Below are 21,375 nucleotides of genomic sequence, written 5' to 3' on the forward strand. Positions count from 1 at the left end.
TCGAGTCTGCAACAGGGGGAGCGGCTTGTACTTCTATTGTATGGGCGAGCCCCCTGTCGTTATGATAAAATAGAATAATAAACTCTTTTATATATAAGGAGCATTCTTATCGTTATAAAATCATTCATTTAACGCGTGTCTTCAGGAATCCGAAGGATTCGAATAATACGCATAAGGGATACATTAGGGCAGCACGCAGCCTGCGCTGAGTGCTGTCACTGTTAGCGGTGAAAGGAAGTAAAAAAACATGAGTTCTTTTGTGCATTTGCATGTTCACAGCGAATACAGTTTGCTGGATGGCGCTGCGCGTATTCCGGATCTCGTGGATAAAGCCGCAGATCTGGGAATGACAACCCTGGCGCTGACCGATCATGGCGTAATGTATGGTGCGATACCCTTTTATAAAGCTTGTCTGGAACGGGGCATCAAGCCCATTATTGGCTGTGAGGCTTATATGACTGCAGGTTCTCGCAAGGAGCGTGGCAGTCGCAAGGATCAGCCGATCTATCATTTGATTTTGCTGGCGAAAAATATGACTGGATACCGGAACCTGATGAAGCTGTGTTCTATCGGACATTTGGAAGGTTTCCATTATAAGCCGCGTATTGATATGGAGAGTCTGGCTGCGCATCATGAAGGGATTATCTGTCTAAGTGCCTGTCTTGGCGGCGAAGTGCCACAGCACCTGCTGCATGGGCGTGAAGAAGAGGCGCGCCGGGCCGCAATGCGTTACAAAAATATTTTCGGGCCGGACTATTATCTGGAGCTGCAGGATCACGGGCTGTCTGAGCAAAAGAGAGTTAATCCGCAGCTGATCAAGCTGGCGGCTGAACTGGATATTCCGCTTGTGGCAACGAATGATGCCCACTATCTGTCGGAGGAGGATGCAGAGCTGCAGGATGTGCTGATCTGTATCGGTACAGGCAAAACGGTAGAGGATGAGACTCGTTTACGGATCGGATCGAATCAGTTGTATTTGAAAAGTGCAGAGCAGATGTCCCGTCTGTTTCCTCATGTGCCGGAGGCTATTGCGAATACGGTGCACATTGCAGATGCCTGTGAGCTGGAACTGGAATTCGGCAAATCTATTTTGCCGGAATACCGTCCGTTGCCTGAGGGGCTGAGCCCATCGGCATATTTGCGTCAGCTGTGTGAGGAAGGCATGAAATCCCGTTATGTCGATTCCGAGCGCTGGAACGATGCGGGGCTCAGGGCAGAGCTTGAACAACGACTGGATTATGAGCTACGTGTCATTGACAGCATGGGATTCTCCGATTATTTCCTGATTGTATGGGACTTTATCGCGTATGCACACCAGCAGGGCATCGTTACCGGGCCTGGGCGGGGTTCATCTGCGGGAAGTCTGGTGGCATATACGCTGCGTATTACGGATGTAGATCCGATGAAGTACAATCTGCTCTTCGAGCGGTTTCTGAACCCTGAACGGATATCCATGCCCGATATAGATATCGATTTCAGTGACGAACGTCGTGACGAGGTCATTGATTATGTGGCAAAGAAATACGGCAAAGCCCACGTTGCCCAGATTATTACGTTTGGAACGATGGCGGCCCGGGCTGCTGTTCGTGATGTCGGGCGGGCGCTGAATGTGCCATATGGCGAAGTAGACAAGGCCGCGAAGCTGATTCCTGCACAGCTTGGCATTAACATTGAACGAGCGATGGAAGCTGCACCTGAGCTAAAAATGCTCTATGAAACAAAACCGAAAACACGCGAGCTGCTGGATATGGCGATGAAGGTTGAGGGCATGCCGCGTCATGCCTCCACTCACGCCGCGGGTGTGGTGATCTCCCGTGACCCGCTGACCGATGCGGTGCCGCTTCAGGAGGGTAGTGAAGGAACAGCATTAACCCAATATCCGATGGAGAGTCTGGAATCGATCGGACTGCTCAAAATGGATTTTCTCGGACTGCGGACACTATCTATTATAGAACGGTGCCTGCGCTGGATCGGGGAACGTGCAGAGGTTCCGGATTTCACGCGCATTGCGGATGATGACCCGCTCACATATGAGATGCTGGGACGCGGGGATACGATGGGCATATTCCAGCTGGAATCTGCCGGAGTGCGCCGTGTGTTGAAGGAAATGAAGCCAAGTGTATTCGAGGATATTATTTCGGTGCTGGCCCTGTATCGTCCAGGTCCGATGGAGTTTATCTCCAAATATATTCAAGGAAAGCACGGACAGATTGAAGTCGATTATCCGCATGGAGACCTGGAGCCGATTCTGAAAGATACGTATGGCATTATCGTGTATCAGGAGCAGATTATGCAGATTGCTTCGCGGATGGCGGGTTTCTCACTGGGCGAAGCCGACCTGCTTCGCAGAGCGGTGTCCAAGAAAAAGCGGGAAGTGCTTGATGAGGAACGCGGACACTTTGTTCAGGGCAGTCTGAAACAAGGGTACAGTGAGGCCGAAGCTGATCTTGTTTACGATATGATCGTCAAGTTTGCGAACTATGGCTTTCCACGTGCACATGCCGCTGCGTACGGGGTGCTTGCTTTTCAAACCGCTTATCTGAAGGCGCACTATCCCGTGCATTTCATGGCCTCCATGCTGACGGCTGTGATGGGAAGTCACCGGAAGGTTGCAGAATATGTTGTCGAATGCAGGCACATGCAGATTGACGTGCTTCCGCCAGACGTTAATGAGAGCGGTGTTTTATTTACACCGGTGTTTGCGGCTGCGGGTGACAAGAGCACTGGCCTGTCAACGAATATGAAAGAGACAATTTCTGAAGGTAAACAGGAAAATGCCCTTATTGAAAGTGAATTGAAAAATTTTGCTATTGAAAGTGAATTGAAAAATGCTGCTATTGAAGGTGAATTGAAAAATGCTGCTATTGAAGGTGAAGTGAAAAATGCCAATAGTGGATATTCAAAAGAACTTGAGGCCGATGAAGCTCGTGAAGCCAATGCAGCTCATGAGGCTCACGGAATCAGTGAAGTCCATGTAATTTATGATGATCGTACGCATGCTCACTACGGCGAGCATATGGACTATGGGAGTGCACCGTTACCGGATGATCCGGGTCCGATGCCGGAAGAGGATGGTAGCGGGGGCTGGCAGGCTGTATCCGTTATGCCTGCGGATGATATGTCCACAGGACGGACTGATCCGGGCTTGGTCAGCGTATCGGCGTCACAACCGGTGCAGCTGCAGGCTCGGGAGCATGATCAGAAACACGATCGGAAACAAAACCAACAACATGATCAGAAACACTATCAGCAACAAGATCAGATGAATGCACAGCATGAAGGTAATCAGGCTGCACATTCATCTCAACCTGTACAGCAGGGCTCGTCAGTCGAGGGGAGAACAGAGCTTTCACGTGATGGAGAAACCGGGGAGATGACGACATCCCTCTCAGGGGCGATACGTTTTGGCCTGGCCGCAGTGAAAAATGTCGGGACACAGGCGATGGAAAGCATTATGGCTGTAAGACAGGAAAAGCCGTTTGACAGCCTGCTTGATTTTTGCCGTCGTGTCGATCTGAGGGTGTGCAATAAACGTGTTATTGAATCGCTCATTCAGGCCGGGGCGTTTGACAGCCTGCCTGGACACCGTGCTCAGCTGCTGGCGATGCTGGACGAGACGGTGGAGGCGGCACTCAAGTGGCGTAAAGAACGCGAGGACTTGCAGATTCAGCTGTTTGATTTTGTAGAGACGCCGAACTGGGAGATTGAATACCCTGAAATTCCACCGTTCTCTGCCAGTCAGCAGCTGGAACTGGAGCGTGAATTGCTCGGCTTGTATCTGTCGGGTCATCCCTTGGATGATTACGAGGCTGTGCTGGCATCCAGCGGGGCTGACCGCATCATGGAGTTAACAGAGGCGGCTGACGATACGATGGCTGTCGCCGCAGGTATGGTGGTGTCTGTGAAGTCGATTACGACGAAACAGGGCAAGGCCATGGCGTTCATGGAGCTGGAAGACCAGGTCGAACGCTGTGAAGTGGTTCTCTTTCCCGAGGTATGGCGGCGCAGCCAGCAGCATGTCGGGAAAGGTGAACTGCTCGTCGTGCGTGCCAGAGTGCAGCAGCAGGACGAAGGGTTCAAGCTGCTGGCCGAGGAAGTGTCGCCGTTGACACCGGCGGCACTGGAGCAGCAGCTGCGCAGCCGCGAGCGCCGTGGCAAGCCCGGCAGCGGCAGCGCTTCGCGCCCGGCGCAGGCGGCTTCGCCGCAGCGTCCGGCGGGCGCGGGAGCCGCAGCGCAGCGCAGCAGCGCAGGCGGTAACGCTTCCGCTGCGCGTGGCAGCGGAAGCCGTGGCCCTGCCTCGGCGCGCAGCGAGGCAGGCACAGGCGCCGCAGCCGGCGCGCGCGCGGGCAGTGCGGCGCCTGCGGGCAGCGCGGGGCCGAGCCGTTCCCCGCGGGGGGCCGAGCAGCGGGTGTTCGTGAAGCTCACCCCGCAGGCCGAGCAGCCCGAGCTGCTGGTGCGCCTCAAAGAGCTGCTGCAGCAGCACCCAGGCCCGGTGGCGACCGTGCTCTTCTACGAGCAGCATCAGAAGCTGCTCGCCCTGAGCGACGCCTACCGGATCAAACCTTCACCGGCCCTGTTCTCCGAAATGGAGAAAATGCTTGGTGAAGGCACAGTCAAAATCAAATAAAGCTGAAGCACGTAAGCATCCGCTTCAGCCAGAATGTCCGCCGTGCATGAGCTAAACGGCGGGCATTTTTTCCATCTAAAGCTTTTCTACAGGAACACAATAAACCACTTCATATACAACCTCTCGATGTATTATCCCATAGACGTTCAACGAGAAGGTTTTTCGCTTCGCTCTTCACTAAGCTCCAAGCTCTAACGATTCCTACAAACCTTATTTTGCGAAAATAGAGGGGGTGATAATTCTAACGATCACCAGAAACGTTATTTCGCTGAAAAATAGAGAAAAACGCCGAAAAGTCCTACCTTTTGTTGAAATAACGTCCCTGTGAATCGTTACAATTTTTAAACGTCGATTTGGAGGTGAATAGCGTCATCTGGGATCGTTAGCGAGTTCGTGAGTCTTATCCAGCTTCCTGTATCTACATCCCCGTTAGTGTGCAATATCTATCAGAGCGCTCCCATCCTCAACGTAAGTCCAGTAACCCATTCGTGTGCTCCTGCATCCCTGTAAGTCAGTCACCCATCCGAGCTTCCGCACCACCGTTAGTCAGTAACCCATTTTATGTGCTCCTGCATCCCTGTAAGTCAGTCACCCATCCGGGCTTCCGCACCACCGTTAGTCAGTAACTCATTCGTGTGTTCCTCCATCCCCGTAAGTCCAGTCGCCCATTCGAGCTTCCGCACCACCGTTAGTCAGTAACCCATTTTATGTGCTCCTGCATCCCCGTAAGTCCAGTCACCCATTCCAGCGCTCCCACCCTCAATGTTAGTCAAACAACTCTCCCGTAGGCTTTTTCGTCAACGTTGCTTATGCAACTCGCACATAATTTCCATGTATACATGCTTTTAACAGCCCATATACGTTGAACTAAAGATTTTACACAATACACTCCGATGACAGAACAACCTGGAGAGTAGCGGTTATCCCCAGGTTTTTTGGATTCCCTTTTCATTAGGGAAAATCGGTTATAAAGGCGAAGCCTATGCTTCCGATGCAGCTTTCTTTCAGAAAGCTTTCAGTTCCGCTTTTTCAGGCTTTTTCTGTCCTCTCCGTTCACGTGTAAATATATAGTTCAACTTATATATCTATATAAACGATGTACTCTTCGTCCACTGATGATTACTGAGAAGTTCATTTATACAGCGGCCTTGCTTACCTGGCACATTCGCATATTTTATGAACATTTTGCGAGTTTGCTGCATACACTTGAGAACACCGAAGGACCTTGAGGACCTCGGGGGATTGATGCGGGAGGTCGAGATATGTCATATGAAATCGTGGAAGCCATGCTGGCCCGGCGGGGTGTACAGATTGATGCGATCGCAGAAATTGTATATCGTTTGCAAAAAGGGTACCACCCGGAATTGACCATGGACGACTGTGTAACCAGCGTAAAATCCGTTTTGCAGAAAAGAGAGGTGCAGTATACGCTGTACACCGGCATTGCGCTGGATGAGCTGGCTGAGAAGAAGCTTCTGCCCCAGCCGTTACAAGCCATTATGGAAGCAGATGAGTCCCTGTATGGAGTGGACGAGACTCTGGCTTTAGGTATAACACATGTGTATGGCATGATTGGTTTGACCAGCTTTGGTTATCTGGACAAAGAGAAAATTGGCGTCATACATGATCTGAACGAGCAGCGCTCGGCTGTACATGTGTTTCTGGATGATCTGGTTGCAGGGCTTGCGGCAGCCGCCTCTGCCCGAATTGCACACAAAAATATTAAAGCCAAAAAGTACCCCTCGGACCTGTAACCCCCTGAATTACCATGTGTCATACTGTGGACATTCCGTTGAGCTGCGCGGGAGGAACAAGGGCGGCTATAGCTGCCCTGCAAGGCTTTTGCCCGTTTTGAAAAAGCTGCGAATTTAATCACAGCACTATGACCATCCTGTTCGCCAAGCTGGGGCCGACGTCCCGAATAATCCGATTTTCTCGTCAAAGGTCCCGAACCCTTCCTTGCAGAAAAAAACGGAGGTATGGTATCATTAGTCCAATATACGGGCTCTGAACATTAGCTTAGGGGGCGGACAAGGCATGTGGACGGTGATTTACATTGCGCCGACAGCAAAGGTTGCGGACAAGATCAAAACCAAGCTTTCGGAAGAAGGTTTTCTGGTACAGACCCGTCCTATCAGTTTATCCAAGCAACAATATGAGATTCGCGTCCCTTCTGGGGAATTGGAAGAGGTTCAGGAAGTGTTGAATTCCATTCTGCATTCCTGATTTACTCGATATTGAAGTGCCTTGGCAGATGACAAAGTACCATGGGTACATAAGGGGCTGACCGCGAAAGCGGAGAGAGGAATCGACTTGCATGTGTGTATTGCTGTCCTTCCTTCTTTTTTTGTTAAGATATAGACCTGATGTGATGCTCCCAAAGGCTCTGCCAAGCGGATTCAAACAAAGGCGCAACAGTCTTTCGGTTATTGCAGGTAACATCAATTGCGCGGAGAGAAACCGCTGATTTTTGCCTTGTACCGGCGGATTTTTTTGTTGTGGATGCTGGACAGGTCTAAGGCATCATATGAATGATAAGCGTAAGCGGTTCACCGCAGCATGCAGATCAAGCTGGTTTTGCAGCGAGCTGCAGACTGCGGCCATCAAATCAATGGCTGGAGAGGTGTAGTTGTGTTCAAAGATATATTCCAAAAGAAACGGAAGTACGCTACCATACCTTCCGAGCGTGCAGTTCCAGGCGAACGTCAGGAAGCCATCGAGCGCCCGAAACGTGAAATACCAGAAGGGCTCATGAACAAGTGCAGCAAATGCGGCACGATTCAATATAGCAAGGAACTGGAGAAAAATCTGAAGGTCTGTCCTTCCTGCGGCTACCATATGCGCCTTAACGCCATGGAGCGAATTGCTATGGTGCTGGATGAAGAAGGCTTTGTGGAGTATGACGCTGATATGGTGTCGGTTGATCCGCTCGGGTTTCCGGGATACAGCAACAAGCTGGAGCAGCAACGTCTGAAATCCGGTCTGAAGGAAGCTGTTATTACGGGACAAGGTACGATTGAAGGCCTGCCTGTTGTCGTTGCGGTGATGAGCTTTGATTTCTTCACAGGCAGCATGGGCTCCGTTGTAGGTGAGAAGATCACACGCGCCGTTGAGCAGGCGATCGAGAAAAAGCTTCCGTTAATCATTTTCTCCACTTCGGGGGGAGCACGGATGCAGGAGAGTATTCTAAGTTTGATGCAAATGGCTAAAACAAGTGCAGCTTTGGCTCGTTTGGACGAGCAGGGCGGTTTGTATATTTCCGTGATTACCGACCCGACAACGGGCGGAGTATCGGCTAGTTTTGCGAGCCTGGGCGATATCAATATCGCTGAGCCGGGTGCTGTATTCGGTTTTGCGGGCAGAATTGTAATTGAGCAGACCATACGTCAGAAGCTGCCTGATGATTTCCAAACGGCAGAGTTTAATCTCCAGCATGGTCAGCTGGACATGGTTGTTCATCGGAAAGAACTTCGGGCAACCCTCAGCAAGCTTCTCGATATGCATAGTGAAAAGGGAGGGGTCTAAATGGCGGGTGGTTTGCCATATGAAGCGCCTCTAATTGAGATGCGCAAAAAGATTGAAGAACTCGTTCAGTTCGGACAGGAAAAAGGGATTGATTTCACTGAAGAGATTGCTCGCCTGGAAGAACGTTATCATAGACTGGAAGAAGAGATTTACACGGGCATTACGGCAGCTCAGAAAATGCATCTTGCCCGTCATCAGCAGCGCCCGACAGCGCTGGACCTGATTCAGCTTATTTTTACGGACTTTATGGAGCTGCACGGTGACCGTATGTTTGGCGATGATCTGGCTGTTGTTGGCGGATTGGCCAAGCTGAACGGACAGACGGTGACAGTTATTGGACAACAGCGCGGTAAAGATACGAAGGATAATATTGCTCGTTTTTTCGGGAGTGCTCATCCGGAAGGCTTCCGTAAAGGACTGCGTTTGATGAAACAGGCTGACAAATTTGGACGCCCGATTATTACCTTTATTGATACTAAAGGAGCGTATCCGGGTAATACTGCAGAAGAGAGAGGTCAATCAGAAGCGATTGCACGCAACCTGATGGAGATGGCCAAGCTTTCTGTTCCTGTCATTGTTGTTGTCATCGGTGAAGGTGGAAGCGGCGGTGCGCTGGCTATGGCCGTAGGCAATCGTGTGCTGATGCTTGAGCATGCCATTTATTCTGCCATTTCTCCGAACGGGGCAGCTTCAATACTGTGGAAAGATGCATCCAAAGCAGACCAGGCAGCCGAAGCAATGAAAATTACGGCCAAAGACCTGCTGGAGATGGAAGTCATTGAAGAGATCATTCCTGAACCGCGCGGCGGCGCGCATCGTGATTATGATGAGGCTGCGGCAGCCATCTCAGAAGCGCTTGTTCGCCATCTGCAAGAGATGAAGGGATGGAGTGCGGAACAGCTGAAGCAGGATCGCTATGAGAAATTCCGCAAAATCGGCTCAGTAACCTTTGAAACGCCAGCATCCGAGGCAGAATCCGCTGAAGAAAGCGAGTCTCTAGGCGAAGCGGAACCACAAACCGGGTCTGAATCCATTGAAGTTCAAGCATCGGAACAGCCGCTGCAAGCTGAGCCTGTGAGAAATTTGTCGGGAAATGCAGAATAATATGACGAATTTCCTATACAAATAGGAAAAAGTATAGTAAATTTAATATTTGGAAAAAGAAAAATAGAGATATAAAGAAAGACCTTTAAAATCGGAGGAAACCCAAAATGCGCAAAACGAAAATTGTATGTACGATTGGTCCATCCAGTGAATCCCTGGAGAATACCAAGAAACTGATTATGGCTGGCATGAACGTAGCCCGTCTGAACTTCTCCCACGGTGATTTCGATGAGCACGGCGGACGGATCAAAGCGATTCGCCAAGCATGTGAAGAGCTGAACAAAACTGTAGCAATCCTGCTGGATACCAAAGGACCGGAGATTCGCACGGGTAAACTCGAAGTTGAACCGATTGAACTGGTTCAGGACGAGTACATCACTTTGACAACAGAAGAAATTCTGGGAACCAAAGACCGTCTTTCCATTACGTATGCAGATCTTCCTAATGATGTTGAAGCAGGATCTACGATTCTGATCGACGACGGTCTGATCGGACTGACTGTGGTGGAAGTACAAGGCACAGAGATCAAATGCCGTATCGTTAACGGCGGTACGATCAAAAGCAAAAAAGGTGTTAACGTACCAGGCGTAGCCATTTCCCTGCCAGGTATCACTGAAAAAGACGCTAACGATATCGTGTTTGGTATTGAGCAAGGCATTGATTTCATCGCGGCTTCTTTCGTGCGTAAAGCAAGCGATGTGCTTGAAATCCGTGAATTGCTTGAAAAACATAACGCAGGTCATATTCAAATCATCTCCAAAATCGAAAACCAGCAAGGTGTGGACAACCTGGATGAAATCCTTGAAGTGTCTGACGGCCTGATGGTTGCTCGTGGAGACCTTGGTGTAGAGATTCCTGCTGAAGAAGTACCGTTGGTACAAAAACGCATGATCGAAAAATGTAACGTTGCAGGTAAACCGGTAATTACAGCTACACAAATGCTGGATTCCATGCAGCGCAACCCGCGTCCAACTCGTGCAGAGGCGAGTGACGTAGCGAATGCCATCTTTGACGGTACAGACGCGATCATGTTGTCTGGTGAGACGGCTGCTGGTAAATATCCGGTAGAATCCGTTCTGACGATGTCACGCATTGCTGAAAAAGCAGAATCCGCTCTGCCTTACCAAGAGCTGTATCTGAAACAACGTGTTGCTCAACAAACAACCGTTACTGAAGCAATCAGCCAATCCGTTGCGCTGTCCGCTCAGGATTTGAATGCAAAAGCGATCATCACTTCGACTGAATCCGGTCATACAGCACGTATGATCTCCAAATACCGTCCGGAGGCACCGATCATTGCCGTGACTACACAAGACAGAACTTCCCGTCGTCTGGCACTGGCTTGGGGTGTAACTCCGGTTAAAGGCAGACTGGTAGATTCTACAGATGCTTTGTTCGAAAATGCAATTGAAGGCGGCGTGAAATCCGGCCTGGTTAAAGAAGGTGACCTCGTTGTTATCACAGCAGGTGTACCTCTGGGTCGTTCAGGTTCTACGAACCTGATCAAAGTAAGCCAAATTCCAAACAACGCTTAAATCAGGGCAGGCTTGGAATAGGGACAAGGAAAGAAGCAATGGGGCGTTCGTGCCCCGTTGCTTTTTTCAATATTAATGACACGATTCTACGTTGGATTGCGTATGAATGGTAGAGCCAAGGAGGCTGGAACTGTGCAAAAAGAGAGTAATGGCAGCTGGTATGCCGCACAGCTTCGTGTGCGTTATCAGGAAAGCGATCAGATGGGCGTTGTATATCATGCGAACTACTTGAATTGGTTTGAGATCGGACGAACCGAGATGATTCGCCAAATGGGGTATACATATCGTAAAATGGAAGAGCAGGGGCTGTTGCTTCCCGTAACCGCGCTGGATGTGAAATATCACAAACCGGCACGCTACGATGACGAGATTATCATCTTTACTCGAATCACTGCCTTTAGCGGTCTGCGTTTGACATATGAATATGATGTTAGACGTATATCTGAAGCACTTGAGCATTCACAAGTTACCGCAGAGCGTGTGTGGTCATCAGGCGAAACACTACCAGGTGAAAGGCTGGTTACAGGCTCCACCCAGCATGTATGGGTTAATGGGGACTGGAAGCCGGTTCGTCTGGATAAGGCAGCGTCTGAGCTATACAGTTCGCTTGAGAAGGTGTGGCTTACAGGAAAGGAGTAGTATATTAATGCGAAAATGGATGTGGGTACTGCTTTTAATCATTCCGGTGATTGAGCTGTTTGGGTTTATTCTGATGAGTGACTGGATCGGGGCCGGAAAAACGCTGCTTCTTATGATTCTCACGTCCTTGATTGGTATAGCCATGCTGCAGTTTGAAGGGCGAAAGGTGCTGTTTGATGCCAGAGCCGAGATGGAGCGAGGGCAGGTGCCCGGGCGCAAGATGGTCGATGGATTGTTTATTTTTGTGGGTGGCTTCCTGTTGTTAATCCCTGGATTTGTAACGGACATAGTCGGCTTCACGCTGGTCTTTCCGTTAACTCGTCCAATCTACCGGCTGTTCTTCTTGGGCTGGCTGGAGAAAAAGTTGAGAAACGGCAGCATCACCTTTTATCGCCGCCCCAAATAAAGCGGTGTAGATACTTACGCCAAAGGCTCCGTTCCACAGACTTAACGGTCTGGAACGGAGCCTTTTTTCTAATAAGTATCCGATTTATCGGACCCTGCCATTAATGATATAGGTCCTCAGGTCACGCAGTACATTTGCGCGGTTAAAGGCATCGAGAATAACGAGACTGACCGGACCGATAATGAGACCAAGTACGCCAAACAGCTTCAAACCAACAAACATGCCTACAAGGGTCGCAAGCGGGTCCAGACCTACACTGCTAGCAAGCACTTTCGGCTCGATGATCTGGCGGGCAACAAGCAGGATGAGATAAATGACACTAATGCCTATACCGAGATACAGGTCCCCGTTCATGAACAGATATGCTGCCCAAGGTACCATAACCAGTCCCACGCCAAGATAAGGGAGCAGGTCAACCAGGCCAATCAGAAGTGCGATGGTGAAGGCCGATTTGACTTGAAGGATCAGCAGTCCGATCATGACAAACAGAGCCGTAATCGAGATCATAATAAGCTGTGCTCGTACATAACCGAAGAGAGCTTTCTTCAGATCATTCCATATGTCGGAGATCGGCTTGCGAACAGAGGACGGAACCCAGCCGGATACCGTGATGCTATGGCGTGTCCAGCCTTTGCTGATAAAGAAGGTAGACAGGAGAACTACGATCAGTACAGCGCCCATATTAGGTAAGGACGTCAGCAGATTCAGAATCATATTAAAAAAGCCGGTTACGAGGTCAGACACTGCTGTGCCTACAGTCTCTGTTGTTTTGCTGATATTGCTATTGATGGTTTCCTGATAATTTGGATTTTCCTTGTAAAAATCATTAATTTGTGCGATCAAACTTTGAATCGTATCGTTCTGTGTCCAGCGGACAAATGTTGCCTTGATCTCGTCTACATGAAGATCAAAGCTGTTGGTGAGTGAAATAACTTCTTTGACCATTCGGGTGATCGCCGCAGACAAGATGACAGCAATCGCACCAAAATACAGAATCAGGGACAGTGTGACCGCGAGCCAGCGCGGGAATCGAAGCCTGTTCTGGAGCAGCTTGACCAGCGGGTTCATGGCATAAGCAATAATCCAGGCAATGACAAAAGGATATAACAGCGGGAGCAGCAAATATATTGCAACGGCAATCAGCAGGGCGGCGATTAGGACCCACAGACCGCGAAACAAGCGTTTGACAAGAATTCGGTCCAACGATCAACTCTCCTTTATGTAAATCATGCGTTAATCTTAATTAATATAGAGCAATCCCAAGCTTTTGAAACGCTAAAGACATGTGTTCAGCCTCAGAGTTGAATTTCCTCTTGCATATCATCTGCCTAGAGTATGCCTGAGGTTTACAAAATATAGCAATACATTTTTTTGCTTTTGTATGAATTGTTTAATACACATTAAATGTCAACCTTGCTTGTGTAAAGGTTTTCAAAAATGCTTTATCGCACCGATAAATATGTTTGATGTGCGAATGAACTCTCATCATGTTCACATAAACGACAAAATCCAGTATGATGATATAAGTAAATACCGATTGACAGATAATAAAACCGTATTTTGGAAACCTGCGTCATTTTTTAAAATGAAACGGTTTACAAATGAGGTTAGGTGCACTTCGGCACTGATATGACTCTGAATGATTCCTGATTTCGCTTATTAAAGGAGAGATGTAATATGACAGCTACCAAAGGTCTGGAAGGCATCGTTGCAACAACCTCTTCGATCAGCTCTATTGTAGACGGTGTGCTTACATACCGTGGATACAATATCGATGATTTGGCTGAACATGCGAGTTTTGAAGAAGTTGCCTATCTGCTCTGGTTTGGCAAGTTGCCAACAACAGATGAATTGAAGTCACTTCGCAAAAGCCTGAGTGATTACGCGCCGATTCCGAGCGAGTTGATTGCTCAAATTAAATTGTATCCTAAACACATCAGCACCATGGCAGCCCTTCGCTCTGCAGTATCGGCACTAGCCCTGTATGATGAGCAAGCGGACGTGATGACAGAGGAAGCAAACGAAAACAAAGCGGTGAAACTGCAGGCTCAATTGCCAACAATTGTGGCGGCGATCTCACGTATTCGTAAGGGACAGGAGCCTGTGGCACCGAAAGAAGGCGCTTCCATCGCTGAGAACTTCTTATACATGATGACAGGGGAAGAGCCGTCCGAAACGGCGGTAAAAGCACTTGATCAGGCTCTCGTGCTGCATGCAGATCACGAACTGAATGCTTCGACATTTGCTGCCCGCGTTACGGTGGCAACTCTCTCTGATATTTATTCAGGTGTCACTTCTGCCATCGGCGCCCTCAAGGGTCCACTGCACGGTGGTGCAAACGAAGCTGTGATGAAAATGCTGGACGAAATCGGTACACCGGATCGTCTGGAAGCGGCTATTCAGGAAAAACTGAACAACCGCGAGAAAATCATGGGCTTTGGACACCGCGTTTACAAAAACGGTGATCCACGTGCGAAGCATTTGCAAAAGATGTCCAAAGAGCTGGGTGAGATGAACAATGATACACGCCTGTATGAGATGTCTGTGAAGATTGAAGAGATCGTGACAGGTCAAAAGGGACTGAAGCCGAATGTCGACTTCTATTCCGCTTCGGTTTACACGCAGCTGAAGATTGATCAGGAATTGTTCACACCAATCTTTGCCATCAGCCGTGTGTCCGGTTGGACAGCGCACATTCTTGAACAGCTTGCGGATAACCGCATCATTCGTCCGCGTGCCGAGTATACAGGACCGACAGATCAAAAGTACGTCGCTATTGATCTTCGCTAAACGACAGCAAAAACAGTATAATCATATAGATGAGGTGAAGGGCTTGCGGGTACGAGGCAGTGCTGCCTTGTAACAACAGCCCTTCCTTCCTGCAATAATATGGTATGCTTCATACTGTGAAACCAAAACTTAGGAGGAATTGTAATTATGAAATTGGAAAAATTTGCACTCCCAACTGAAGGCGAAAAAATTCAAATTGATAACGGTACGCTTCAAGTACCTAATAATCCAATCATTCCATTCATCGAAGGTGACGGTACAGGCCGTGACATCTGGAAAGCTTCTGTACGCGTTCTGGATGCAGCGGTAGAGAAAGCATACAACGGCACTAAAAAAATCGCTTGGTATGAAGTGTTTGCTGGTGAGAAAGCATTCAATACATACGGTGAGTGGTTGCCGAATGATACACTTGAGGCAATTCGTGAGTACATCGTAGCGATCAAAGGACCATTGACTACACCAATCGGCGGCGGAATTCGTTCCCTGAACGTAGCACTGCGTCAAGAGCTTGACCTGTACACTTGCCTGCGTCCAGTACGTTATTTCAACGGTGTACCTTCCCCGGTTAAACGTCCTGAGCTGGTAGACATGGTTATCTTCCGTGAGAACACAGAGGACATCTATGCAGGAATCGAGTACGCAGAAGGTTCTGCAGAAGTGAAAAAAGTAATCCAGTTCCTGCAGCAGGAGATGGGTGTTAATAAAATCCGCTTCCCTGAAACTTCAGGTATTGGTATCAAACCTGTATCTGAGGAAGGTTCAAAACGTTTGGTTCGTGCAGCGGTACAATACGCTGTTGACCACAACCGCAAGAGCGTTACACTTGTACACAAAGGTAACATCATGAAATTCACTGAAGGTGCCTTCAAAAACTGGGGTTACGAAGTGGCTGAAGCAGAATTTGGCGACAAAGTATTCACATGGGCACAATACGATGTGATCAAAGAAAAAGAGGGCACAGATGCAGCCAATGCAGCACAAAAAGCAGCAGAAGATGCTGGTAAAATCATCGTAAAAGATGCCATTGCCGATATCGCTTTGCAACAAGTATTGACTCGCCCGGGTGAGTTCGATGTCATTGCAACGCTGAACCTGAACGGTGACTACCTGTCCGACGCGCTTGCAGCACAAGTTGGCGGAATCGGTATCGCACCAGGGGCGAACATCAACTACGTAACTGGACATGCCATCTTCGAAGCAACACACGGTACTGCACCGAAATACGCGGATAAAGATGTCGTGAACCCTGGTTCCGTAATTCTGTCCGGTGTAATGTTGCTTGAGCACCTGGGCTGGCAAGAAGCGGCTAACCTGATCTACAAAGGTATGGAAACATCCATTAACAATAAAACAGTAACTTATGACTTTGCACGTCTGATGGACGGCGCAACTGAAGTGAAATGTTCCGAATTCGCTGATCAAATCATTAGCAACCTGTAACAAAAACCTGTAAGGGGAGATGTGAATCGTGACTATTCAGCGCAAAAAAATCACAGTTGTCGGTGCCGGTTTTACCGGTGCTACGACTGCACTGATGCTTGCCCAGAAGGAACTTGGGGACGTTGTACTGGTTGATATTCCTCAACTGGAGAACCCGACCAAAGGCAAAGCGCTCGATATGATGGAAGCCAGCCCTGTGCAAGGTTTCGACAGCCATATCGTGGGAACTTCCAACTATGAAGATACAGCTGGTTCGGAGATTGTCATTATCACCGCTGGAATTGCTCGCAAGCCGGGCATGAGCCGTGATGATCTGGTGAATACGAACGCAGGCATTGTGAAGTCCGTGTGTGAAAATGTGAAAAAATATTGCCCTGATTCCATCGTCATTATTCTGAGCAACCCGGTAGATGCAATGACGTATGCGGCGTACCAGACGCTCGGTTTTCCGAAAAACCGCGTGATTGGACAGTCCGGTGTTCTCGACACTGCCCGTTATTGTACGTTCATTGCGCAGGAGCTGAATGTATCCATAGAGGACGTTCGCGGCTTCGTGCTTGGCGGTCATGGTGACGATATGGTGCCGCTCGTTCGTTATTCGAGTGTAGGCGGCATTCCGATTGATACCCTGATCCCGGCAGATCGCATTGAGGCGATCGTGCAGCGTACCCGTGTAGGCGGCGGAGAGATTGTAAACCTGCTGGGTAACGGCAGTGCTTATTATGCTCCGGCAGCTTCACTGGTTCAGATGACCGAGGCTATTTTAAAAGACAAAAAACGCATTATTCCAGTCATTGCTTATCTTGAGGGTGAGTATGGATATAATGATCTGTTCCTCGGTGTGCCAACCATTCTTGGTGGTAACGGGATCGAGAAAATCTTCGAACTGGAGCTGACTGCGGAAGAAAAAGCAGCGCTTGATACGTCTGCCAATTCGGTACGTAATGTCATTTCAATTGTTAATATCTAAGTTTGAAGACTTTTTGAACAGAGAAAGTGAGAAAACCTCCGTAAACGCGGAGGTTTTCTTTTCTTTGGATAAGTTCCCCAGTATAATAAGATGTGATGTACAGCACACCGAAAATGTTGAGGAGGATGAAAATTTTGACAATGATTATGTATCTGCTCCATATCGTCGGAGCGCTGGCTATGGGATTCTATCTGATCCTGCCATTTGCAGTTGGTAAAATTCGCACATTAAGTGCAGCAGCGCAGGAGGGAGCATTTGCGTCACTTCGTACGTTGAACAAAATTGCACAATATGCACTTGTTATTCAGCTTCTGACAGGTGGTTATCTGATGACCAAGGGTGATTACTCCCATATGTGGATGGCTGTAGTCGTTGTACTGCTTCTTGCTATTGCGGCAATTGGCGGAATTATGGGTAAACCGCTGCGTCTGGCAGCAGAGGGTGCCAAAAATAATCAGGATGTTGCGCCACAGCAAAGCAAAATTCGTATGTTCAGCACTTTACTCGCCGTGTTCCTCTTGATTATGGTGTATCTGATGGTAGAGAGAACAATCTTTTAATCTGGCTTTGAAGTGATGGTGAAGCGTTTGCAGCTATTGGGGACAAGCAGTATAAAGAAAAACGTACTGTATAAATGCTAACCGTGTATATGATGATTATAAAATTCTGCACGCAGCAAGGTTGAGTGATCAGCATGTACAGCCGGCTTTATGTAGAGCATTATTAACAAAACAGACAGCCACAGGGGCTGTCTGTTTTGCATTCTGGAATCCTTGCTACACGACATTTACAGCGTGAACGCTTACTGTATTGCGGCCGTGTCGTTTCGACTCGTACAAGGCATGATCTGCATCACGCAGCAAGGATTCAAGGGTATCTGAGTCACTGTCACACTGGGCCACACCAAAGCTGGATGTCAGGGATACTGTCTTGCCTTCTACCTCAAGAGGTTCACTTAACAATGCGGTTCGCAGCTGTTCTGCTTGATCATGTGCGTCCTGAAGTGTCATATTGGGCAGGGCGATCACAAACTCCTCACCCCCGTAACGGGCAAATAACATTTCGGAGCTCAAGTAGCGATTACATACGGATACGACGTGAATAATGGCCTGATCCCCGACATCATGTCCATATGTATCATTAATGCGCTTGAAATGGTCAATATCGAACAGTATAAAGGAGATCGGTTGCAGATTAAGCCGAGCCTCGCTCAGCAATTCTCTGCCTTTGTACAGAAATTGAGTACGATTATAGATCTTGGTTAACCCGTCAAAATAAGCAAGCTGCTTCAGCTGCTCCTCAAGGAAGCGCTGCTCCGTAATGTCAATCAGCATAATAAGAATGCCTACAGCCTCAGAGCTTTTATTATAAACATACGATGTCCTGACCTGATAACAGACGGTTTCACCATTGAATTGCCAGTACAGGTCCGTTTGAAGTCCCTCTCTGCCATACTCAACGGGAAAGGTTTCTCCTGCGAGCTCAAGCCAGATGTCATTCAGAGGTCGCCCAACCATTGTTGTTTGAATTTCAGGCAGCAGAAGCCGCAGCGATCGGTTGAAATCCACGAGACGATATGAACTGTCCAGCACGATAACGCCTTCGCGCATGCTTTCAAAAATGCTTTCCTTTGCTATCGGCACAATAGTCAGCAGGCGAGAGGACAAAATGGCCCAAATATACATGGTCGATGTGACACACATCAGGATAGGAACAGGGTCCAGACCAAACGGGGTCAACCCGAGCAAGTACACAAATGCGGCAACCATAGGAATAATCTGTGAAGCAATCAATGTAAGCAGCTGCCGGCGATACATTTTTTTCGTGTGCCGCCATTGACCAATTAATATAAGACCAGCACACAAAAGACATGAGAAGGTAAATGCACCATGAACGACGTACCACTGACCAATATCCAGAGCCATAATGGGCACTGTACTGTCCTCAAGCAGCCACACTCGTTTGTAATAAAGGTGATGCCAATCATTCGTAGTGACCATAAATACGGTAATGGCGGGAATGATAAACAGAGCTGATGTCTGGAGTTTGGATAATTTTTTACCCGTGTACCTGATCATCAAAAGCAGACCTAGCGGAGCGGAGACAGGCATGCCAATATACTGGATAATATTCCAGAACTTCATCTGCTCCAACGTATTGCTGGCCAGACCGATCGCGTATCCGAAGGTGTAAACGGACAGGGAAGCGGTGTACAGAATAAAAAGGTGGGCACTTGGAAAATGAGCTCTTCTGAAAAAAGTATACATACACAGAAACAGATTCAGCACCGCTGACGTGGTTACAAGTGTAATGTATGAATTGATATGCGCTTCCATGTTCAGATCTCCATGTCCAATAAATTAGTCTCATCCATGAGATGAGTGATGAAATACTCGAGCCGTATGACTGAATGATTTCTGGGAACAATCCGTATATTTTACATTGTACATCAGCCCCACCTTCATAGGAATACACTTTGAATCAGTAAAAAGGTGGAATTGAAAATTTTTAAAATGTTTAGAATCACTCTATTCTCGATTCATGTTTGTTTAATTTCCGATAAAAATGGTAAATAACGATAGAAGTGGTAAATAACGATAGAAGCGACATGCAGAAATGATGATGCTGTTGATCGACAGAAGAATAATCTGGTCGGTTCATGCCATCCTACGAAGTGAAACATGATTTTATTGAGAGGAGAGAGTTCAATGTCGAGCACGACTACACAGAATCAGAAAACCATGCCTGCACAGCATCAGGACCAGCGTCCGGGAATTGAAGCTGAAATGAAACCCAAGCCGGAATTTGAGAAACCACAGTATAAGGCGGCTGGAAAGCTGTTAGATAAGGTGGCTTTGATCACAGGTGGTGACAGTGGAATAGGACGGGCAGTTGCGGTTACGTATGCAAAGGAAGGCGCCGATGTGGCGATTGTATATTTGAATGAGCATGAGGATGCCGAGGAAACCAAACGTCAAGTCGAACAGGAAGGACGCAAGTGTATTCTGATAGCGGGTGATATTGGTGATGTGAGCTTCGCCAAGAAAAGTGTGCAGCAGACTATAGATGAACTTGGCAAACTGGACATTGTCGTTAACAATGCTGCCGAGCAGCATCCGCAGCAGAATCTGGAGGACATTACGCCAGAGCAGCTGGAGAAAACATTCCGTACCAACATTTTCGGTATGTTTTATATCACACAGGCAGCCCTGCCACATCTGAAACAAGGCAGTACAGTGATTAATACGACATCCATTACCGCTTATCGAGGAAATCCAATGCTGCTGGATTACTCCTCCACCAAAGGAGCGATTACGTCGTTTACCCGTTCCTTGTCGATGAATCTGATTGAAAAGGGCATTCGTGTTAACGCTGTGGCCCCGGGCCCGATCTGGACACCGCTCATTCCTTCAACGTTTGACAAGAAAAAAGTGAGTGAATTCGGAGCAACTCAGCCAATGAAACGGCCGGGACAGCCGGATGAATTGGCTCCAGCCTATGTGTATCTTGCATCCGATGACTCTTCTTATGTTAGCGGACAGGTGATTCATGTGAACGGTGGCGAAGTCGTCAACGGTTAAAGTACAGGCTTATATGAGGATGCCGGAGAGAAAAGAGACAGAGTTGAGTTCACAGAGATATAGACGGAGCGCTGAAGGGTTAACGGCGTTCCGTCTTTTTGTTATGGATGGTGGGAATGGCTTTACACAAATCTGGTTCTACGTTGATATATCTATGATATTTTAATGTGATATGATAGATCGGACAAGTTACAAGGGGGCGCACAAATGAAGATTAGCAAACAAAAGGCAGCACACTATATATGGGGAGCGCAGTGTGATGGCTGGCACCTGGTTCAAGGTGAAACGCTGAGCGTAATTCATGAACGAATGCCAGCTGGAACTACAGAAACAAGACATGTACATAGCAAGAGCCGCCAGTTCTTTTTTATCCTTAGTGGTGAGGCTTGCATGTAGCTTGGCGGAGAAACGTACGTATTGGAGCCGCATGAAGGCATTGAAATTCCACCGGGAGCGCCGCATCAGATGCAAAATCAAAGTGAGGCAGACGTTGAATTTCTGGTCATTTCACATCCCACGACACGCGGTGACCGCACCGAACTTAGCTGATAAAAAACAGCGTATTTTCATCATTTGAGTTTACTCATTTACATATGAACGGAGAGGACAGAAAAAACCTGAAAAAGCGAAGCGTTCACCTTTATCACCGGATTTTTTCCTTGGAAAAGGGAATCAAAAAAAATCTGGGGATAACAGTGATTGGAAGGTTATTCTGTCATCGGAGTGGCTATGTAAATTGTCTTGTTCAACGGATAAAA

General features: G+C 48.1%; 15 protein-coding genes and 1 pseudogene. 14 read left to right on the plus strand and 2 right to left on the minus strand.

Annotated features, from left to right (window positions below):
- Positions 1 to 247 precede the first annotated feature (247 nt).
- The 8 genes from HNR77_RS30060 to HNR77_RS00420 all read left to right on the plus strand — a co-directional run bounded on the left by HNR77_RS30060 (position 248) and on the right by HNR77_RS00420 (position 11,836).
- The gene (locus tag HNR77_RS30060) at positions 248 to 4,627 is read left to right on the plus strand and encodes a DNA polymerase III subunit alpha (protein WP_260410197.1); all 4,380 of its coding nucleotides are present in this window, start codon (positions 248 to 250) and stop codon (positions 4,625 to 4,627) included.
- A gap of 1,262 nt (positions 4,628 to 5,889) precedes the next feature.
- Positions 5,890 to 6,381, plus strand: coding sequence for a phosphatidylglycerophosphatase A family protein (locus HNR77_RS00390; RefSeq protein WP_110893739.1), 492 nt, complete (start codon positions 5,890 to 5,892; stop codon positions 6,379 to 6,381).
- A 283-nt stretch (positions 6,382 to 6,664) separates the two neighbouring features.
- Complete coding sequence (locus HNR77_RS00395) at positions 6,665 to 6,853, plus strand: glutamate decarboxylase (protein WP_090920220.1); 189 nt, start codon at positions 6,665 to 6,667, stop codon at positions 6,851 to 6,853.
- 405 nt (positions 6,854 to 7,258) lie between these two features.
- Positions 7,259 to 8,152 (plus strand): acetyl-CoA carboxylase, carboxyltransferase subunit beta, encoded by an 894-nt coding sequence (gene accD, locus HNR77_RS00400; protein WP_184180413.1) that lies wholly within the window; start codon positions 7,259 to 7,261, stop codon positions 8,150 to 8,152.
- Positions 8,153 to 9,256 (plus strand): acetyl-CoA carboxylase carboxyltransferase subunit alpha, encoded by a 1,104-nt coding sequence (locus HNR77_RS00405; protein WP_184179594.1) that lies wholly within the window; start codon positions 8,153 to 8,155, stop codon positions 9,254 to 9,256. It abuts the gene before it with no gap.
- A gap of 107 nt (positions 9,257 to 9,363) precedes the next feature.
- A complete protein-coding gene (pyk, locus tag HNR77_RS00410) occupies positions 9,364 to 10,791 on the plus strand; it encodes a pyruvate kinase (RefSeq protein WP_184179597.1) in 1,428 nt (475 codons plus the stop codon).
- Positions 10,792 to 10,893: 102 nt separating this feature from the next.
- Entirely contained in the window at positions 10,894 to 11,430 is a 537-nt protein-coding gene (locus HNR77_RS00415; RefSeq protein WP_184180415.1) for an acyl-CoA thioesterase, read from the plus strand.
- A 1-nt stretch (position 11,431) separates the two neighbouring features.
- Positions 11,432 to 11,836 (plus strand): FxsA family protein, encoded by a 405-nt coding sequence (locus HNR77_RS00420; protein WP_184180417.1) that lies wholly within the window; start codon positions 11,432 to 11,434, stop codon positions 11,834 to 11,836.
- An 84-nt stretch (positions 11,837 to 11,920) separates the two neighbouring features.
- Here HNR77_RS00420 and ytvI read toward each other — a convergent pair whose 3' ends face one another.
- On the minus strand, positions 11,921 to 13,039 hold the full coding sequence (ytvI, locus tag HNR77_RS00425) for a sporulation integral membrane protein YtvI (RefSeq protein WP_184179601.1): 1,119 nt from the start codon (positions 13,037 to 13,039) through the stop codon (positions 11,921 to 11,923).
- A 474-nt stretch (positions 13,040 to 13,513) separates the two neighbouring features.
- Here ytvI and citZ point away from each other — a divergent pair, with 474 nt between their 5' ends.
- From citZ to HNR77_RS00445, 4 genes are all read left to right on the plus strand, one after another.
- On the plus strand, positions 13,514 to 14,626 hold the full coding sequence (citZ, locus tag HNR77_RS00430) for a citrate synthase (RefSeq protein WP_184179604.1): 1,113 nt from the start codon (positions 13,514 to 13,516) through the stop codon (positions 14,624 to 14,626).
- Positions 14,627 to 14,773: 147 nt separating this feature from the next.
- Positions 14,774 to 16,066: an NADP-dependent isocitrate dehydrogenase gene (icd, locus tag HNR77_RS00435; protein ID WP_111273158.1), complete on the plus strand. Its 1,293-nt coding sequence runs from the start codon at positions 14,774 to 14,776 to the stop codon at positions 16,064 to 16,066.
- A gap of 28 nt (positions 16,067 to 16,094) precedes the next feature.
- On the plus strand, positions 16,095 to 17,036 hold the full coding sequence (mdh, locus tag HNR77_RS00440) for a malate dehydrogenase (protein WP_184179607.1): 942 nt from the start codon (positions 16,095 to 16,097) through the stop codon (positions 17,034 to 17,036).
- A 134-nt stretch (positions 17,037 to 17,170) separates the two neighbouring features.
- Positions 17,171 to 17,596 (plus strand): hypothetical protein, encoded by a 426-nt coding sequence (locus HNR77_RS00445; RefSeq protein ID WP_184179610.1) that lies wholly within the window; start codon positions 17,171 to 17,173, stop codon positions 17,594 to 17,596.
- A 216-nt stretch (positions 17,597 to 17,812) separates the two neighbouring features.
- Here HNR77_RS00445 and HNR77_RS00450 read toward each other — a convergent pair whose 3' ends face one another.
- A complete protein-coding gene (locus HNR77_RS00450) occupies positions 17,813 to 19,372 on the minus strand; it encodes a histidine kinase N-terminal 7TM domain-containing diguanylate cyclase (protein WP_184179614.1) in 1,560 nt (519 codons plus the stop codon).
- A 372-nt stretch (positions 19,373 to 19,744) separates the two neighbouring features.
- Here HNR77_RS00450 and HNR77_RS00455 point away from each other — a divergent pair, with 372 nt between their 5' ends.
- Both HNR77_RS00455 and HNR77_RS00460 read left to right on the plus strand, forming a co-directional pair.
- A complete protein-coding gene (locus tag HNR77_RS00455; protein ID WP_184179617.1) occupies positions 19,745 to 20,617 on the plus strand; it encodes an SDR family oxidoreductase in 873 nt (290 codons plus the stop codon).
- Between the two features lie 207 nt (positions 20,618 to 20,824).
- Positions 20,825 to 21,166: pseudogene (locus tag HNR77_RS00460) on the plus strand (cupin domain-containing protein).
- The last annotated feature ends 209 nt before the right edge of the window (positions 21,167 to 21,375 follow it).

Source organism: Paenibacillus sp. JGP012, from assembly GCF_014203995.1.
In the GTDB taxonomy this organism is placed as follows: Bacteria; Bacillota; Bacilli; order Paenibacillales; family Paenibacillaceae; genus Paenibacillus; species Paenibacillus silvae.

Excerpts from the sequence above, each read along its gene's own strand:
- HNR77_RS30060 (WP_260410197.1), top strand. The coding sequence starts at position 248 with ATGAGTTCTTTTGTGCATTTGCATGTTCACAGCGAATACAGTTTGCTG.
- HNR77_RS00390 (WP_110893739.1), top strand. The coding sequence starts at position 5,890 with ATGTCATATGAAATCGTGGAAGCCATGCTGGCCCGGCGGGGTGTACAG.
- HNR77_RS00395 (WP_090920220.1), top strand. The coding sequence starts at position 6,665 with ATGTGGACGGTGATTTACATTGCGCCGACAGCAAAGGTTGCGGACAAG.
- HNR77_RS00405 (WP_184179594.1), top strand. The coding sequence starts at position 8,153 with ATGGCGGGTGGTTTGCCATATGAAGCGCCTCTAATTGAGATGCGCAAA.
- pyk (WP_184179597.1), top strand. The coding sequence starts at position 9,364 with ATGCGCAAAACGAAAATTGTATGTACGATTGGTCCATCCAGTGAATCC.
- HNR77_RS00415 (WP_184180415.1), top strand. The coding sequence starts at position 10,894 with ATGAATGGTAGAGCCAAGGAGGCTGGAACTGTGCAAAAAGAGAGTAAT.
- citZ (WP_184179604.1), top strand. The coding sequence starts at position 13,514 with ATGACAGCTACCAAAGGTCTGGAAGGCATCGTTGCAACAACCTCTTCG.
- icd (WP_111273158.1), top strand. The coding sequence starts at position 14,774 with ATGAAATTGGAAAAATTTGCACTCCCAACTGAAGGCGAAAAAATTCAA.
- HNR77_RS00450 (WP_184179614.1), bottom strand. The coding sequence starts at position 19,372 with ATGGAAGCGCATATCAATTCATACATTACACTTGTAACCACGTCAGCG.
- HNR77_RS00455 (WP_184179617.1), top strand. The coding sequence starts at position 19,745 with ATGTCGAGCACGACTACACAGAATCAGAAAACCATGCCTGCACAGCAT.